Below are 15,058 nucleotides of genomic sequence, written 5' to 3'. Positions count from 1 at the left end.
ATAGTATCCTCTCCTAAATATAGTCTGTTTAACTTAAGCCATGGGAGTGGTCAGTGGCCGGAATCCTGAGCGGTTAAAGCAGGCAAAGGCGGAAATGAAATCACTGAACGGTCAAGTACTGGATTTTCAAATGGATGTTCGTGATCTTGAACATGTGCAGGCAATGATTCTTGCAACAAAAAATCAATTTGGAAAGATAGATGCACTTGTGAATAACGCTGCTGGAAATTTCGTTTGTCCTGCCGAAGAGCTTTCGATAAATGGCTGGAAATCTGTTATTGATATCGTATTAAATGGGACATGGTATTGTTCTCAAGCAGTTGGAAAAGAGTGGATTGCTAATAACCAAACCGGTAGTATTCTAAATATTATAGCGACCTATGCCTAGGGGGCTGGACCTGGTACTATCCATTCAGCTAGTGCAAAAGCAGGAGTGTTGTCGATGATGCGTACACTTGCTGTAGAATGGGGCAGCAAATACGGGATTAGAGTAAATTGCATTGCTCCGGGACCGATTGAAAATACAGAAGGGGTAGCAAGATTGATTGAAACGAGAAATGTATATCAAGAAGCTATTAATTCTGTACCGCTAAAACGATTTGGAAAAGCTGAAGAAATTGCTAATCTAGCAAACTTCTTATTATCACCAGAAGCTGAATATATGAATGGCGAATGTATTACTATGGATGGGGGAAGATGGTTAAATAATCAGATTATTAAGAATTAGTGTGGATATATTTGGTAATGTTGTGTTATTTTTAATCATGATGATACCTTTCTTGGATGTAGTGGGTAAACTTCATTCTAGAAGGTGTCTTTTTTGTAATTAGCTCATGAATGATTGGTTTGCTCAAAAGGAATAATAAAGGAATGAAAATAATGGGTATATCACTAATAGAAAAAGGAATCAATTTCGCTCTTTCCGCTCACCATGGACAAATGCGCAAGCAAACAACAATTCCTTACGTCGTTCATCCCCTGTCTGTCGGCTTCCTCTTACAAAAATATGGCTATAACGAGGAGACAATAACAGCTGGTATTTTACACGATGTGCTTGAAGATACCCAAGCTACGTATGAGCAACTCGTCGATGAATTCGGCCTTAGGGTAGCCAATTTAGTAGAAGCAGCATCGGAAAAAGATAAAACCTTACCATGGAAAGTAAGAAAATTACATACAGTGCAGACAATTCACTCCTTATCCAAAAATGGAGCGGCGATTGTCTGTGCGGATAAGTTGAATAATCTTTCGTCTATCAAAGAAGAAGGCAGTAGGATAGGGGAAGAAGTATGGAATCGATTTAATAGTGGAAAAGAAGAACAGGATTGGTATTATCAATCGATTGCCACTCAGTTGTACAGAACGGAAGTAGAAAAGAATCTGCTTTTAGCATTTGATCAAACTGTACAAAAGGTGTTTGGTCAGGATAAAAATCTTTCATTTAAAGAAATAGATAGTTATTTTGAATTTCCATACGGTGTCGCTGACTCACAACTAGAAGAATGGGACAATGAGCCGCACGGGAAGATTAAAGCAATTGTTTATCGTCGACTCAATACTTTATATGTACACCAAGACGAGCGCGTATTTAATCTACTTAATTATTTACAGCAGTGTGGGCTGGAGTTTCAAACAAATTCAGATAGCCCTATACTTATTGGTTGTTTGGGCTTATCTTTAATGGAACAATATCAAATGAACGAACTAGAAATCGCTAGACATATATTTAGAAATTTAAAGAAATTATAGAAAGTTCTTTTATAATGGATATACCAAAAGAGAAATTTACTTGTGAAGTACAATATCGGACAAAATACATATGTAAAGTTAACTGAAAATGAGTAGGAGATTTTTGAAATGGATTTACAATTACAAGGGAAAAACATATTGATTACGGGCGGGTCGAAAGGGATAGGAAAAGCCATTGCTCAGGCTTTTGTTTTAGAAGGAGCAAATGTAGCAATTGCTGCCCGCGGCCTAGAATCTTTACAAAAGACAAAAGAAGAGTTTGGTGGCAGCATATCCATTTTTCAAGCGGATATTTTAAAAGCAGATGAACGGGAAAAACTCATGCAATCTTTTATTGAACAAAAAGGAACAATAGATGTTCTAATTAATAATGCAGGTGGCAGTAATGGAGGAAAAGCATTAGATACGGAGATGGATGTATTTTATAAAGCGCTAGAGCTAAATTATTTTTCCGCCGTTCATTTAAGTAAATTAGCAGCTGAGTATATGAAAACATCTCGCAGTGGATCAATTATTAACATTACATCTATATTTGGAAGAGAGAGCGGCGGAAAAGTGACCTATAATAATGCCAAATCGGCTTTGATTAGCTTTACTAAATCGTTCGCTGATGAGGTAATCGCTTATGGAATTCGTGTAAATAGCATTGCTCCAGGAAGTATTCTTCATGAAACAGGAAATTGGAAAAAGCGAATCGAAGAGAACCCTCAGCAAATGAAAGAATTTATTCAGCGTGAAATTCCTGCAGGTCGTTTTGGTACTCCTGAAGAAATAGCCAATGTTGTTGCTTTTCTAGCTTCTGATAAAGCTTCTTGGATTGTCGGAGCTAGTATAAATGTAGATGGTGGACAGTCTAGAATGAATTTTTAAAGAAAATCAGAGCATAGTTTGATGAATCTTCTCTTCAAAGCATGCTCTGATTTTTTATTCATCCTATCAAATAAAACGTACGATATCGTTTACCGGAAGACGAGAAGATCCGTATGCTGGGGCAGCAGCTTTTCCAAGTGCTATTAAAACAATAGGAAAAGTTCCTTCTGGTAACTCAAATCTTTCAGCGAATTTCTCCTTATCGAACCCACCCATTGTAACAGTATCATAGCCTTTTTCTTTAGCGAGTAACATGAATTGCATAGAAATGAGTCCTGCATCAAAAGAAGCAATATTTTTTCTAGCTTCTGTTGAGATTTGTGGATATACACGTCGAGTACTATTAATCATTTGCTCTGTGATTGCCTCGTTCATATGACCTTCAGCAAAGTTTTGGTTATAGATTTGCTCTACTTTTTGATACATTTCGTGGTCACCTAATACAGCGATAACAGCAGAGCTTGTTTCTACTTGTTCTTGATTATTCGCAATGGCTCTTAATTCTTTTTTTACTTCTGGATCTTGAATCACAAGAAAGCGCCAAGGTTGAAGATTACTAGAAGATGGAGCGGATGTTGCCATCTGAATCATTTCTTCAATTTCTTCTTTTGGAATACTGAATGTTGGATCATATACGCGGACAGACTTTCTTGCTTTCATGATTGAATATATATTTGAATCAATTGTTGTAGTCACTGATATTCCTCCTTTATTAAAACTTACTAATAGTAAGTTTACGACCTATAGCTTACCATTAGTAAGTTTTTCACGTCAATAAATATACATATATGATAAGATAAGAATAGATAAATGAAGAGTAAATGGGGGAGTGTATTGAAGAAACCTAACTGTGAAACTAAATTGGATGTTTGTAGTAATTACCATAGTACGATAGAATTTATCGGAAGAAAGTGGATGGGGATCATCATTTATACTTTAATGTCTGGGCCAAAGCGATATCATGAAATTCTTTCAGCAGTTCCAGGGATTTCAGATCGACTTTTAACCAAACGACTAAATGAATTAGTTGACGTTAATATCGTAAACAAGCATTATCTTGATTCCTCTACAAAAAAAGTGGAGTATACACTAACTTCTAGTGGTGTAGCATTAAAAGAAGTAATTGTCGCGATACATCATTGGATAGAAGTGTATGAATGGGAACAAAATAAGTAAATCAATCTGTATCGCTGTTCAATTCGATTGTATGTGCCATTGACTTTAGTTAGTGTAGATTTATGAACAAACTTATTATGGTTCTGTGAAGGGTTGAAACCTCTACAGGGCTTTTTTAAAAAATAATAGGTTTTGTTAAAAAATTCATAATATTAAGGGAACTCATTATTTATGAGTCCCCTATTCCTTATATCTGCCAATAGTTGAATAAGCGACAACTACTGTCGAGTATTAGCTTATAATATTTATGAAAATATATCTTTGGAGTAAACGATATTATTAATTATCATTCCAATGATAGATTATTTGCACAACGCCAGAAGAGAACGTTCTTGTATTAACCATTTTTAAATTTATCCTCTGTTTTATATCAATAAACAGCGATTTTCCTTCTCCCAAAACAACAGGGTGAATGGATAATCTAAATTCATCAACAAGCCCTAAATTTATAAAGGTTGTAATGAGACTTGCTCCGCCATACAGCCAGATGTCCTTACCAGACTTTTTCTTCAATTTATTTACTTCCTCAAGAAGATTATCATTTACAAATATTGCTTGATTATTAGTTTCTTTTTGTGTTCTGGAAAATACATATTTCTCTTTATTATGAACCAATCTCCAAATTTCTTTTTCGGTATCAGAGTCTTCATTTTTTGGAATATATTGTCCCCATAAATCGTAGCTTTTTCTACCATAAAAAATAGTATCAATTTGATTCAAGAAATCAGTGAACCCCATATCAGGGTCCATAATGCACCAATCAACTTCTCCATTTTTCCCTTCAATAAAACCATCTAAAGTAACTGCTAAATCTAAAATTATTTTTCTCTGTTTTACGTTGTTTGTCATAACTCTTCATCCTTTTATCATTCAGGTTTTGTTTCTTCTGCCCGTTTTTCCTTTTTGAGAATACAGGAAATAAGTCTCATCAATTTCAACGATACCATCAAAATCCATTTGTTTTAAAGCATTTCACTAAGTAACCTCTACGATTTTAGCCCATTTTCGCAGGGAATATTCTTTGAGCATACAATCAACAAATGTAATCCATTCGTTACTTTTTCGGGTACGGTACAAGCTAGTATTGGTTGTATCAGTAAAAGTTTTGCTACAGCATTTACAGTGATATCGTTGCCGACCATTATATTTTTCGAATTGAATGACTATAACAGAGCCAAATAATAAAAGAGTAGGATTAGATAAATGCATATCTATCATTGTTTAAGTTAGAATTTATATGTAAAATGAAGTGATAGTAGCAATGATAATTTATATAATGAAGCTTATTGTAAGCCGTTTATACATATAAACCACAATCATTAGAGAAAAACAGCGTAGTATCAACAGAAGAAGGAGAGATTTAAATGAAAGATACAATTGTTCTAGGGCTTTATGTACTTGCAACAATATTAGCCTTACTATCGGCTATTATATATCCTTTAACAGGTATGAAAATCATTTTTAGTATAGCGACAGTATTATATGCTTGGATGAGCTATGCGTATTATTCTAAGTATAAAAAAGGTAAGCAGGGAAAATAAGGATTAGCGCTTTAATGGTTTATCATAACAAACAGGGTTGTCTTATAAGATGAGGCAACCCTGTTTGTTCTTTATTTTTCCTTTAGTTAGTCGCTGTAATGAATTAAAACAAGAATAATTCATGTTCCGTATAAAGAAATTCTACATCATACCCTTTGTTGCGCAGAGAAGGGATTAAAGTGTGATGATACTTTTCCTTGTTCAAATCTTTAACGTAAATTTTGACCCCTGTACCTTTTCCTCTAATTTCACCAGTTAAAACGACTGTACCTATAGACTCTTCGATTTGTGCTTTAATAAAGTTCGAGTCATTTTCGAAATACTCATGGACTTCATATAAAAGAACGTTCATTTTCCCCATGCTTTTCCTCCTCTTTTTTTGAGATATAATCAGCATCCGTCCTTACTATATATTACCATATAGTTGGATAAATATTCTGAAAATAATCAATAAAATGCAAGTAATGATATAGAAATTTAGGTTTATAATTGGTCAAGAAAAAAGGACCTTTCGAGAGTCCTTTTCCTTAACTGTTATATGGCCATCTTATGAGCGGGCTTTTAGTTTATTAATAATATGTTCAGTTACCTCTATTGTAGACGCAGTACCACCGATATCCGGAGTCTTTATACCGTCTTGGAGTACTTCCTCTATTGTATCTAATAATAAAGTACCTAGCTCTTGCTCTCCGAAGTGATCGAGCATCATTTTTCCTGTCCAAATTTGGCCAATTGGATTAGCAATTCCTTTGCCAACAATATCTGGCGCAGAACCATGAACAGGTTCAAACATGGATGGGAATTTACCATTTAAATTAATATTGGCTGCTGGGGCAATGCCGATGCTTCCCATAATAGATGCACCAATATCTGTTAAAATGTCTCCGAATAAATTACTTGCTACAATTACATCAAAAGTATGCGGCTTTGAAACAAAGAAAGCACTAAGAGCATCAATATGTATAGATTGTGTTTCGATATTGTCATACTTTCTTGAAACATCTTGAAAGACTTCATCCCAAAAAGGCATGGAATGAACAATTCCATTTGATTTTGTTGCACTTGTAACATGCCCTTTTCTTGTTTTAGCTAGTTCAAACGCATAATCCATGGCACGCGTAATCCCTTTTCTAGTAAAAACAGCATTTTGAATGGCCATTTCATCTTCACCAGAATGAATTCGCCCTCCGATTTCACTATATTCTCCTTCACTATTTTCTCTTACTACAGTGAAATCAAATTCCCGTGGGTTAGCGAGCGGAGAGACGATTCCTTTCATTTGTTTTGCAGGACGAACATTGATGACTTGTTCGAATTCTCTTCGGATATTAACAAGCAGTCCCCAAAGAGATACGTGATCTGCAACAAGTTTTGGATTTCCAACCGCTCCTAAAAAAACGGCATCACTTTGTTCTAACTGCTTTAATTCATCTTTTGGCATCATTACACCGTGTTCGAGATAGTATTCACAACTCCATGGGTATTCTTTGTATGTAAAATTAAGCCCCCCATGAATATCGGCCAGCACATCTAAAACTTTAATGGCTTCTGGCATTACTTCTTTTCCAATTCCATCTCCAGGAATAACAGAAATCTCCCACTGTTTCATGTTGTATCCTCCTTGGATTCATAGTATGTTTTGTCAAAATAATTTATAACCGTATAATCTATTATACAAAACATTCCAATATTTCGTAGTATTATTCAATAAGAATAGGAAAAATTTTCTATCTTTAAGAGTTTAGAAAATAGAAGAGTACGTTATGATATTACTTGTATATCTTTAAAATTTTTGAAGGAAGTGAATGAAGTGCTTTATGCGATTGTATTATTTATACTAGCTGGTTTAGCGGAAATAGGCGGGGGATACCTCATCTGGTTATGGTTAAGAGAAGGGAAATCCGTTTATTGGGGAATCTTTGGTGGAATAGCATTGGCTTTATATGGTGTGATTGCTACATTTCAATCATTCCCATCGTTTGGCCGAGTGTACGCTGCCTATGGAGGAATATTTATCGTTCTTTCAGTATTATGGGGATGGGGCATTGATAAGAAAACACCTGACCTATACGATTGGATAGGTGCAGGTATATGCTTAGTTGGAGTTTCTGTAATGTTATTAGCCCCACGTCACTAACCACTTCCATGGCTAAAGCCGCTGGGGTTCTTTTCTCACAAATATTCGACTTAGCATCTTCCTAAGAAGAGGTAGAGGAGAGACTTGGGTAAGTAACACTTGAGAGAAAAATAGTCTTGTTCCATGCATCCATTTCTTGTCGGGCTTGTCGTGCAGTTCAGCTACATCATCATTAGGCTGATACTAATGAGTACTTTCCAAGCTATTTCTACAAAATAATTAGTGTTCGTTGCCTATAGATTTTGAGGTTACATTGTTCATATGTGAAGAACCGCTAAGTTCTGTATCGGAAAACTTGAATTTCCATAATATTGTAATTGTGCTATAGTTAACTATATTACTTTTATTTCCATTTTTAATATAGAGCACAAATTATAAAAAGGAGATTACGATGATTACAGAACATTTTTTCAATAATAAATTACTAGATATAGTATTCGAAAGTACATATTATGGCACTGTAATTGTTGATATTAATGGGAAAATCCAATATATGAGCAATAATTATTGTGAATTTTTAAAAATCGAAAGGGAACTAGTGATTGGTAAGCACGTAACAAATGTAATTGAAAATACAAGAATGCATTTAGTAGTACAAACAGGTAAAGCTGAAATGGCCGACTTACATTTTCTTCATAATGATTTTGTCATTGCCAATCGAATCCCTATTATAAAAAATAATGAAATACTCGGTGCGATAGGGATTATTACTTTTCGAGATCTTGCTGATTGGAAGAGTATGAACAGCCATATTAACGAACTTTTAATTAATTATAAGTTTTATCAAAAGGAACAGGAAATACCAGGTGGGATTAAGTATTCTTCACATGATTTAATCGGAAAATCACAAGAAATCCAACAATTAAAGGATTTGGTAAAAAGAGTCGCCGTGGGGAATATATCTGTTTTAATTCGAGGAGAAAGTGGTACAGGTAAAGAAATTATTGCGCATAGCATTCATCAATTTAGTGGAAGAATGGATAAACCGTTTGTAAAGGTAAATTGTGGTGCTATTCCAGAACAATTGATTGAATCAGAACTTTTTGGGTATGAGGCAGGTGCCTTTACTGGGGCAAAAAAGGGCGGAAAAATAGGAAAGTTTGAACTTGCAGATGGCGGAACAATTTTCTTAGATGAAATTGGTGATATGCCTTTACATATGCAAGTTAAGTTATTAAGAGTTCTTCAGGAGAATGAATATGAGCCTGTAGGTTCGCTGTACCCTAAAAAAATAAATGTTCGGGTAATTGCAGCTACAAACCGTCCTTTAGAAAAATTGATTGAACAAAAACTTTTTCGTGAAGATTTATTTTATCGAATTAATGCGGTTCAATTATTTGTCCCTGCTTTACGTGATAGAAGGGAGGATATTCCTTTACTTGTAGAGCATTTTCTGAAAAAAGCCACAGCTAAAATAGGAAAAAGAATTACTTCTGTACACCCAGAAGTTCTGTCGTTAATTGAGCAGTATGATTGGCCAGGCAATATAAGAGAATTAGAGAATGTAATTAATGCAGGGGTTCATCTATCAAGTAATGGAGAAATAAGAATAGATGATTTACCCCATTATTTGAAAAATTACAAGTTGGAGGCGGAGGAAAGAAGTTTAAAAGATATTGTAGAAGAAACAGAAAAGAAGGTAATTGAAAAAGTATTAAAGAAGTTTAATTTCGATAAAAACCGAGCAGCAGCAGCTCTTGGGATTGGGAATTCTACTATATACGATAAAATCAAGAAATATCAGATTCTGATCAAATAAAACAAATCCGGGATTTCGGAATGTACTCCGAAATTCCGGATTTATTTTTATTTTCAAATGAATGTTGGTTTTTCCTCAATAGATTAGGAAGAGATGCAATAAATCAGACTCTATCAATTGGGTTACTTTCATCAATTATAGGAAATTTTGCAGTAAAGACTTTCTGAATTTATGGAAAAATTAGTTAATTATTTAACGATTTAATCCTGGAAATGTTGATACCTTTATATTACAAAATTTGGCACAAATATTGCATTGAATATAGTTAATATAACGAAAGGGAGGAATTTTATTTGGATATTGGATTTTTCACAAGAAAAATGGCCAATGATTTAAATACGTTAAATCATAGAAAAGTAGCCATACAAGAAGAAATGGGAAAATCATGGACATATTCGGATCTTCACCGTATATCAAACTCTTATGCAAATAAGCTTTGTGAACTTGGAGTTGAAAAAGGAGACCGTGTCGGTATCTTACTTCATAACTGCCTTGAATATTTCGGTCTTTATTTTGCTGTTGCAAAAATTGGAGCAATTGCTGTCCGACTTAATTTTCGGCTTTCAAGTGCGGAGCTTGAATATGCATTAAACGATTCGCAGACGAAAATAGTATGTTTTCATTCGAATTTATGTAAGCAGCTGGAAGGAATTGTGAATCAAGTTTCTGTTGAGCGTTTTATTTGTCTTGAGAATACCCAAGATGCTATCCCGTATTGGTCTGAACCATGGAGTATGTTAGAGAGCGGTTCGATAGAAGAAGTAAACGTGAGACATATTAAATTACACGATCCAGTTATGCTGATGTATACGTCTGGGACAACTGGAAGACCTAAAGGGGCGATTTGGACTCATGATACAACATATTGGTTCTCTGCAATACAAGCATTGAAATGGAAGTTTAATGGTCAGGAAGTTGGGATGACTACTGGTCCACTCTATCATGTTGGAGCTATGGAAGATATCGCTCTTCCGATTCTAATGATGGGTGGGACGGTTATTATTACGAAAAGCCAAGGTTTCGAGATTGGAAGGATTCTATCCGTAATAGAACATGAAAATGTAACTGATTGTTTTTTATTCCCATTTATGATTTATGAAATGTTAAATATGCCTAATCTAGATCATTATAATTTGAAAGCTTTAAAAACAATTTATACCGGTGGTGACCCGCTCATGCCATGGGCGCTCGAACAATTGAAAATGAAGTTTCCACATCTTGGAGTTGTTCAAGTGTATGGTTTAACGGAAGGTCAACCAATTGCGGCTGCGCTCGATCCAGAAGATAATTTTACGAAGGGGCATACTGTTGGAAAGCCAATGCCTCTTACAGAAATTAATATCATTGATGATAATGGAATACCTCTTGCTGTTGGTGAAATTGGTGAAATTGCAATTAAAAGCCCGGGGGTTTCAGAGGGGTATTGGAGGAGACCTGATGCAACAATGGAAACATTTGTTGAGGGTTGGTGTAAAACGGGAGATTTGGGAGTATTCGATGAAGAGGGTTATCTATCAATTGTAGGAAGAAAAAAGGATATGATTCGAAGCGGCGGTGAAAATATTTATGCAGCGGAAATTGAAGATGTTTTATACCGCCATCCGGATGTGAAGGAAGTTTCGATAATTGGTGTTCCTGATCCCAAATATATTGAAGCTGTATGTGCAGTTATTGTCAAGAAAGAAGGGGCTAATCTGACTGAAGAGGATGTAGTTGAATTTTGTAAAAAACACCTGGCAAGTTATAAGAAGCCTAGAGAAGTCAAATTTGTGAATGAAATACCACGCACCCCTTCAGGAAAGGTTCAAAAGTATGTTTTACGAAATCAGTATAGTGGTATAAATTAAACCCTATATTTTAGTAGATAAGCAGAGAAATACTTATATAGTAGATTGATGTTTACATTTAAAAGAAAGTTGGTGTGGAATCCAATGAATAAAATTCAAGTTGTATCATGGTCGAAGCAGAGTCAGATAGCAAAAATTGTGATTGATAATCCACCTGTAAATGTATTTAGTGCTGATGTTATTGAACAATTGACACTTATATTAGATGAAATTGAAAACGATTCGGAAATTAAAGTTGTAATTATTACAGGTCAAGGGGAAAAGGCTTTTGTTGCTGGTGGAGATATAAAGAGCTTTCCAGAATGGATGGAAAAAGGGGTGGAAGAAGGAAAGCAAAAATCACTTTGGCTTCAGGAGCCTCTTAACAAGATTGAACGTTTATCTCAACCAACGATTGCTGCAATTAACGGCGTGGCGCTAGGCGGAGGATGTGAACTAGCTTTATCGTGTGATATTCGAATAGCGGAGGAACAAATTCAAATTGGCCTTCCCGAAATTAAATTGGGATTATTTCCAGGAGCCGGGGGTACCCAAAGGCTTTCACGATTAGTTGGAAAAGCGAAAGCAAAAGAAATGATTTTTACTGGTCAGCCGCTCTCTGCAGAAGAGGCAAAACAAATTGGACTAGTTAACCATGTTGTTCCTAAAGGAAAATCTTTAGAAAAAGCATTGGAACTAGCAGAATGTATAAGCAATTTTTCATTGCCGGCCCTTTCCTTTGCGAAGCGTTCTCTTGATGTTGGCTATGAACAACAACTTCATGAAGGCTTAGTTACGGAAGCTGAGTATTTTGGTCATGTTTTGCAAACAAAGGATGTAAAAGAAGGGGTTGAAGCCTTTATCCAGAAGCGTAAACCAAAATTTATAGATAAGTAATCGTAGAAAACAATCCTAAGTGAGTACATAAGGGAATGTATGAAAATTTTGATGAACAAAAAGAGTGCAGAATAAAAGGACTTTCTGTATGTTCATTCTCAAGAAAGAATACAGATGCTTCCTTCTTCTTTAGGCAGGTCATCGCAGTACATTGATTATATCTAGAGAGGCTTTATATAACTGTAAAAGGAGATTGATTTATGGATCTTATTATTATTCTAGCAGCTCTAGGGCTACTTATATTTGGCGCTTATCGAGGTTATTCTGTTATTATTTTGGCTCCAATATGTGCATTGTTAGCTGTATTCTTCACTGAACCAAGTCATGTGTTACCATTCTTCTCTAATATTTTTATGGAAAAGTTAGTTGGCTTTGTAAAACTATATTTTCCTGTCTTCTTACTTGGTGCTATTTTTGGTAAAGTAATTGAGATTACTGGAATCGCTGAGAGAATAGCTAAGGTTATTGTTCGGTTTATTGGGGCTAAACAAGCCATTCTGACTGTCGTGCTAATGGGTGCTATTCTTACCTACAGCGGGGTTAGCTTATTTGTAGCTGTGTTTGCTATTTATCCTTTTGCGGCTCAATTGTTCCGCGAGGCAAATATTCCAAAACGACTCATTCCAGCGACCATTGCATTTAGTGCTTTTACTTTCTCGATGGATGCCATTCCAGGATCACCGCAGATTCAGAATGTTATTCCAACAAGTTTCTTTGGTACCGATATTTATGCTGCTCCAATACTTGGAATGATTGGTGCAGTGTTCATTTTTGGTCTCGGTATGTGGTATTTAGAGAGCCGTCGACGTAAGGCAGCTGCAAATGGGGAAGGGTATTACGGAATCGGAAAAAATGCAATCAATGAGATGGCAGCCGCTAGTGAAGCAGCGGATATTCATGAAGCGAAGTCTGCACCTACCACTCAACTTTCAGATGGAAAGATAAAGGCGAAAGATTGGCTTGCTTTTCTGCCGCTTGTATTGGTAGGTGTTATGAATAAGTTTTTCACCACTTACATTCCTAAATGGTATGAGAATGGATTTGATTTTGCAAAAATTGGATTAGAGAGCTTTGGAACGGTTAACTTAAGTCAGAATCTTGGTATTTGGTCAGTTGTAATGGCGCTTCTTGTAGGGATTGTAACGGCCATTGCTCTAAACGTTCAGGAGGTTAAAAAGAATTTTCAAGAAAGTATGAGTATTGGGATAAGCGGGGCCTTGCTTGCTACAATGAATACCGCATCTGAATTTGGATTTGGAGGAGTTATCGCAGCTTTACCTGGGTTTGCCACCGTTCAAAATGCCCTTTCTTCAACTTTTACCAACCCGCTAGTAAATGGGGCAGTATCGACAAACATTCTTGCAGGAATGACGGGATCTGGATCTGGAGGAATAAGTCTTGTATTAGGTGTAATGGCAGAAAAGTATGTAGAGGTAGCTAATGCCGCTAACATTCCATTAGAAGTCATGCACCGCGTAATGTCTATGGCAGCCGGTGGAATGGATACGCTTCCACATAACGGTGCTGTTATTACCTTACTTGTAGTATGTGGTTTAACGCATCGTCAAGCTTACAAAGATATTTTTGCTATAACGATTATTAAATCTTTTGCGGCTTTCTTCATCATCGGTGTTTATATGCTGACTGGTCTTATCTAAAAAACAAATGAAGTTTGCTATGATTTCAAAAAACTAACGAAATCACTTTAATCAAAAAGGTATAATCCCTTTACAAGCATAGAGGGATTATACCTTTTTGATGTTAGAAAAGCTTGTATAGAATTTCGTAACTGTATCTTTATAAAAAAGATTAGTAATTTAAAATAAGTTCGAAATAAGAAATGCCATTGACGGGTTCACTATTGAATTAATGAGAAATCTCCAGTTAGATGTTCGGGAATATGCTAGAGAGCTGGTTACAATCTTCAATAGATCAACTAAAAAGTAATGTGTCACTTAGGAGGATAACAATGATTTATTATGAGGTACTTTGTTATAGTTGTAAAAAGATATTCAGAGTATACGGAGGAACTCTGAAGTATCAACAATTTAAGGTGAATAGGAATGGAATATATTGTTGCGAAGATTGTAATTTGAAAATACGCCTTGATGCAATCAAATATTTCTTTAGATACTTAGATTGAGTAAATTCCGTTTGAATATTTTCCATATCTTCACCTAATAAAAGACAGATAGGCTTTCTTTCGTCGACTTACAACTGGTGATATTTGTTTTTTAATATACTCATTTAAAGTAGATAGTTTTTTGTGGAGAGTCTACTAATAGATTGTGAAGGATTGCATTTAAATGAAATGTTTAGAGATCCGTTATCCAAAGAAAAATCTCAAGCTTTAGGACAAAAGTAGGGGGTATTTGCTTTTTAATAGACTTAGGAAAAGGACTTTCTTATTTAATAAAAGCACCTCGTTCGTATTATAAGGTCACCAGATTTCTGATTGACCTTATAATACGAACGGAGGTTAGTGGAAAAAGTTTTCTATAAAATACTATTGGTATTCTCGTGATTATATTTATAAAATGAAGCAAATCTATCCTATGAGAGAGTGAAAAACTTGAAGCATAATCGACTTTTATTCTTGGCGTTAGCAAGTAGCATATTGGTTATTTTAATTGCGCTTTTTCAATGGTATTTGATTAATATAATAACCGAATTTTTAATGCTGACCATTTGGTTAGTGATATTTGGACTTTTTATTTTCATTACAGTGAAGACCATTATCAATTTATTTAAAAATAAGGATTGGAAGCCGTTCACAATCCAATTATTAACTATCTTATTATGGCTGTTCTTTCCTTTTACTCAAGTTATGTTAGATTTGGACTTTAAAATGAATAAATCAGAAAGAAAAGAAGTAGTGGAAATGGTGGAAAACGGTACTCTGAAACCAAATGTCTCATACGATTCATCACTTATCCTATTACCTAAAAAATATGAACAGCTATCTAAAGGTGGTGGAGAAATTGTTATTGAAAAAAACGGTGATTTTAGGAATAATACTATTTGTTAGTTATTCAATTAACAGGCGCGATTCTTCAATATGAAGGATCGTTTTCTTAGTGTGCCAGGCATGGCAACTATCTAG

At 35.2% G+C, this 15,058-nt stretch carries 15 protein-coding genes and 2 pseudogenes; 12 read left to right on the top strand and 5 right to left on the bottom strand.

The window, feature by feature from the left end:
• Window positions 1-46: 46 nt before the first annotated feature.
• The 3 genes and pseudogenes from fadH to D1953_RS16590 all read left to right on the top strand — a co-directional run.
• A pseudogene (gene fadH, locus D1953_RS16600) lies at window positions 47-727 on the top strand (2,4-dienoyl-CoA reductase); the annotation flags it as partial.
• Window positions 728-879: 152 nt separating this feature from the next.
• Window positions 880-1,749: an HD domain-containing protein gene (locus D1953_RS16595; RefSeq protein WP_245980205.1), complete on the top strand. Its 870-nt coding sequence runs from the start codon at window positions 880-882 to the stop codon at window positions 1,747-1,749.
• Window positions 1,750-1,857: 108 nt separating this feature from the next.
• Window positions 1,858-2,619 carry an SDR family NAD(P)-dependent oxidoreductase gene (locus D1953_RS16590; RefSeq protein ID WP_119118282.1) on the top strand — a complete coding sequence of 254 codons (762 nt, stop codon included), beginning with the start codon at window positions 1,858-1,860 and terminating at the stop codon, window positions 2,617-2,619.
• A 66-nt stretch (window positions 2,620-2,685) separates the two neighbouring features.
• Here the strand turns inward: D1953_RS16590 and D1953_RS16585 are convergent, their stop codons facing one another.
• A complete protein-coding gene (locus D1953_RS16585; protein ID WP_119118284.1) occupies window positions 2,686-3,279 on the bottom strand; it encodes a nitroreductase family protein in 594 nt (197 codons plus the stop codon).
• A 174-nt stretch (window positions 3,280-3,453) separates the two neighbouring features.
• On the opposite strand from D1953_RS16585, the gene D1953_RS16580 reads away from it, so the two are divergent.
• Window positions 3,454-3,795: a winged helix-turn-helix transcriptional regulator gene (locus D1953_RS16580; protein ID WP_245980202.1), complete on the top strand. Its 342-nt coding sequence runs from the start codon at window positions 3,454-3,456 to the stop codon at window positions 3,793-3,795.
• Window positions 3,796-4,074: 279 nt separating this feature from the next.
• Here D1953_RS16580 and D1953_RS16575 read toward each other — a convergent pair whose 3' ends face one another.
• Window positions 4,075-4,644: a dihydrofolate reductase family protein gene (locus D1953_RS16575; RefSeq protein ID WP_119118280.1), complete on the bottom strand. Its 570-nt coding sequence runs from the start codon at window positions 4,642-4,644 to the stop codon at window positions 4,075-4,077.
• Between the two features lie 39 nt (window positions 4,645-4,683).
• Window positions 4,684-4,959 (bottom strand): annotated as a pseudogene (locus D1953_RS16570) (transposase); the annotation flags it as partial.
• Between the two features lie 200 nt (window positions 4,960-5,159).
• On the opposite strand from D1953_RS16570, the gene D1953_RS21410 reads away from it, so the two are divergent.
• On the top strand, window positions 5,160-5,336 hold the full coding sequence (locus D1953_RS21410; protein ID WP_182480654.1) for a hypothetical protein: 177 nt from the start codon (window positions 5,160-5,162) through the stop codon (window positions 5,334-5,336).
• Between the two features lie 103 nt (window positions 5,337-5,439).
• On the opposite strand, the gene D1953_RS16565 is transcribed toward D1953_RS21410, so the two are convergent.
• Together D1953_RS16565 and D1953_RS16560 are read right to left on the bottom strand one after the other, a co-directional pair.
• The gene (locus D1953_RS16565; protein WP_119118279.1) at window positions 5,440-5,697 is read right to left on the bottom strand and encodes a hypothetical protein; all 258 of its coding nucleotides are present in this window, start codon (window positions 5,695-5,697) and stop codon (window positions 5,440-5,442) included.
• Window positions 5,698-5,883: 186 nt separating this feature from the next.
• Entirely contained in the window at window positions 5,884-6,945 is a 1,062-nt protein-coding gene (locus D1953_RS16560) for a tartrate dehydrogenase (protein ID WP_119118278.1), read from the bottom strand.
• A gap of 201 nt (window positions 6,946-7,146) precedes the next feature.
• Between D1953_RS16560 and D1953_RS16555 the strand changes: the two genes are divergently transcribed.
• From D1953_RS16555 to D1953_RS16520, 7 genes are all read left to right on the top strand, one after another.
• Complete coding sequence (locus D1953_RS16555; protein WP_119118277.1) at window positions 7,147-7,473, top strand: YnfA family protein; 327 nt, start codon at window positions 7,147-7,149, stop codon at window positions 7,471-7,473.
• 391 nt (window positions 7,474-7,864) lie between these two features.
• Window positions 7,865-9,232 (top strand): sigma-54 interaction domain-containing protein, encoded by a 1,368-nt coding sequence (locus D1953_RS16550; protein WP_182480653.1) that lies wholly within the window; start codon window positions 7,865-7,867, stop codon window positions 9,230-9,232.
• Between the two features lie 293 nt (window positions 9,233-9,525).
• On the top strand, window positions 9,526-11,079 hold the full coding sequence (locus tag D1953_RS16545) for an acyl-CoA synthetase (protein ID WP_119118276.1): 1,554 nt from the start codon (window positions 9,526-9,528) through the stop codon (window positions 11,077-11,079).
• A gap of 84 nt (window positions 11,080-11,163) precedes the next feature.
• Window positions 11,164-11,955 (top strand): enoyl-CoA hydratase, encoded by a 792-nt coding sequence (locus D1953_RS16540; protein WP_119118275.1) that lies wholly within the window; start codon window positions 11,164-11,166, stop codon window positions 11,953-11,955.
• A 200-nt stretch (window positions 11,956-12,155) separates the two neighbouring features.
• Complete coding sequence (locus D1953_RS16535) at window positions 12,156-13,613, top strand: GntP family permease (protein WP_119118274.1); 1,458 nt, start codon at window positions 12,156-12,158, stop codon at window positions 13,611-13,613.
• Between the two features lie 311 nt (window positions 13,614-13,924).
• The gene (locus tag D1953_RS21770; protein ID WP_119118273.1) at window positions 13,925-14,098 is read left to right on the top strand and encodes a DUF2197 domain-containing protein; all 174 of its coding nucleotides are present in this window, start codon (window positions 13,925-13,927) and stop codon (window positions 14,096-14,098) included.
• 429 nt (window positions 14,099-14,527) lie between these two features.
• A complete protein-coding gene (locus tag D1953_RS16520; RefSeq protein WP_119118272.1) occupies window positions 14,528-14,983 on the top strand; it encodes a hypothetical protein in 456 nt (151 codons plus the stop codon).
• Window positions 14,984-15,058 lie beyond the last annotated feature (75 nt).

Source organism: Peribacillus asahii, assembly GCF_003570725.1.
GTDB lineage: Bacteria > Bacillota > Bacilli > Bacillales > DSM-1321 > Peribacillus > Peribacillus asahii.
Note: the sequence above shows the minus strand (reverse complement) of the source record. Positions and strands in the feature narration are given on the sequence as shown.

Excerpts from the sequence above, each read along its gene's own strand:
- D1953_RS16560 (WP_119118278.1), bottom strand. The coding sequence starts at position 6,945 with ATGAAACAGTGGGAGATTTCTGTTATTCCTGGAGATGGAATTGGAAAA.
- D1953_RS16535 (WP_119118274.1), top strand. The coding sequence starts at position 12,156 with ATGGATCTTATTATTATTCTAGCAGCTCTAGGGCTACTTATATTTGGC.
- D1953_RS16590 (WP_119118282.1), top strand. The coding sequence starts at position 1,858 with ATGGATTTACAATTACAAGGGAAAAACATATTGATTACGGGCGGGTCG.
- D1953_RS16550 (WP_182480653.1), top strand. The coding sequence starts at position 7,865 with ATGATTACAGAACATTTTTTCAATAATAAATTACTAGATATAGTATTC.
- D1953_RS21770 (WP_119118273.1), top strand. The coding sequence starts at position 13,925 with ATGATTTATTATGAGGTACTTTGTTATAGTTGTAAAAAGATATTCAGA.
- D1953_RS16585 (WP_119118284.1), bottom strand. The coding sequence starts at position 3,279 with ATGAAAGCAAGAAAGTCTGTCCGCGTATATGATCCAACATTCAGTATT.
- D1953_RS16575 (WP_119118280.1), bottom strand. The coding sequence starts at position 4,644 with ATGACAAACAACGTAAAACAGAGAAAAATAATTTTAGATTTAGCAGTT.
- D1953_RS21410 (WP_182480654.1), top strand. The coding sequence starts at position 5,160 with ATGAAAGATACAATTGTTCTAGGGCTTTATGTACTTGCAACAATATTA.
- D1953_RS16565 (WP_119118279.1), bottom strand. The coding sequence starts at position 5,697 with ATGGGGAAAATGAACGTTCTTTTATATGAAGTCCATGAGTATTTCGAA.
- D1953_RS16540 (WP_119118275.1), top strand. The coding sequence starts at position 11,164 with ATGAATAAAATTCAAGTTGTATCATGGTCGAAGCAGAGTCAGATAGCA.
- D1953_RS16595 (WP_245980205.1), top strand. The coding sequence starts at position 880 with ATGGGTATATCACTAATAGAAAAAGGAATCAATTTCGCTCTTTCCGCT.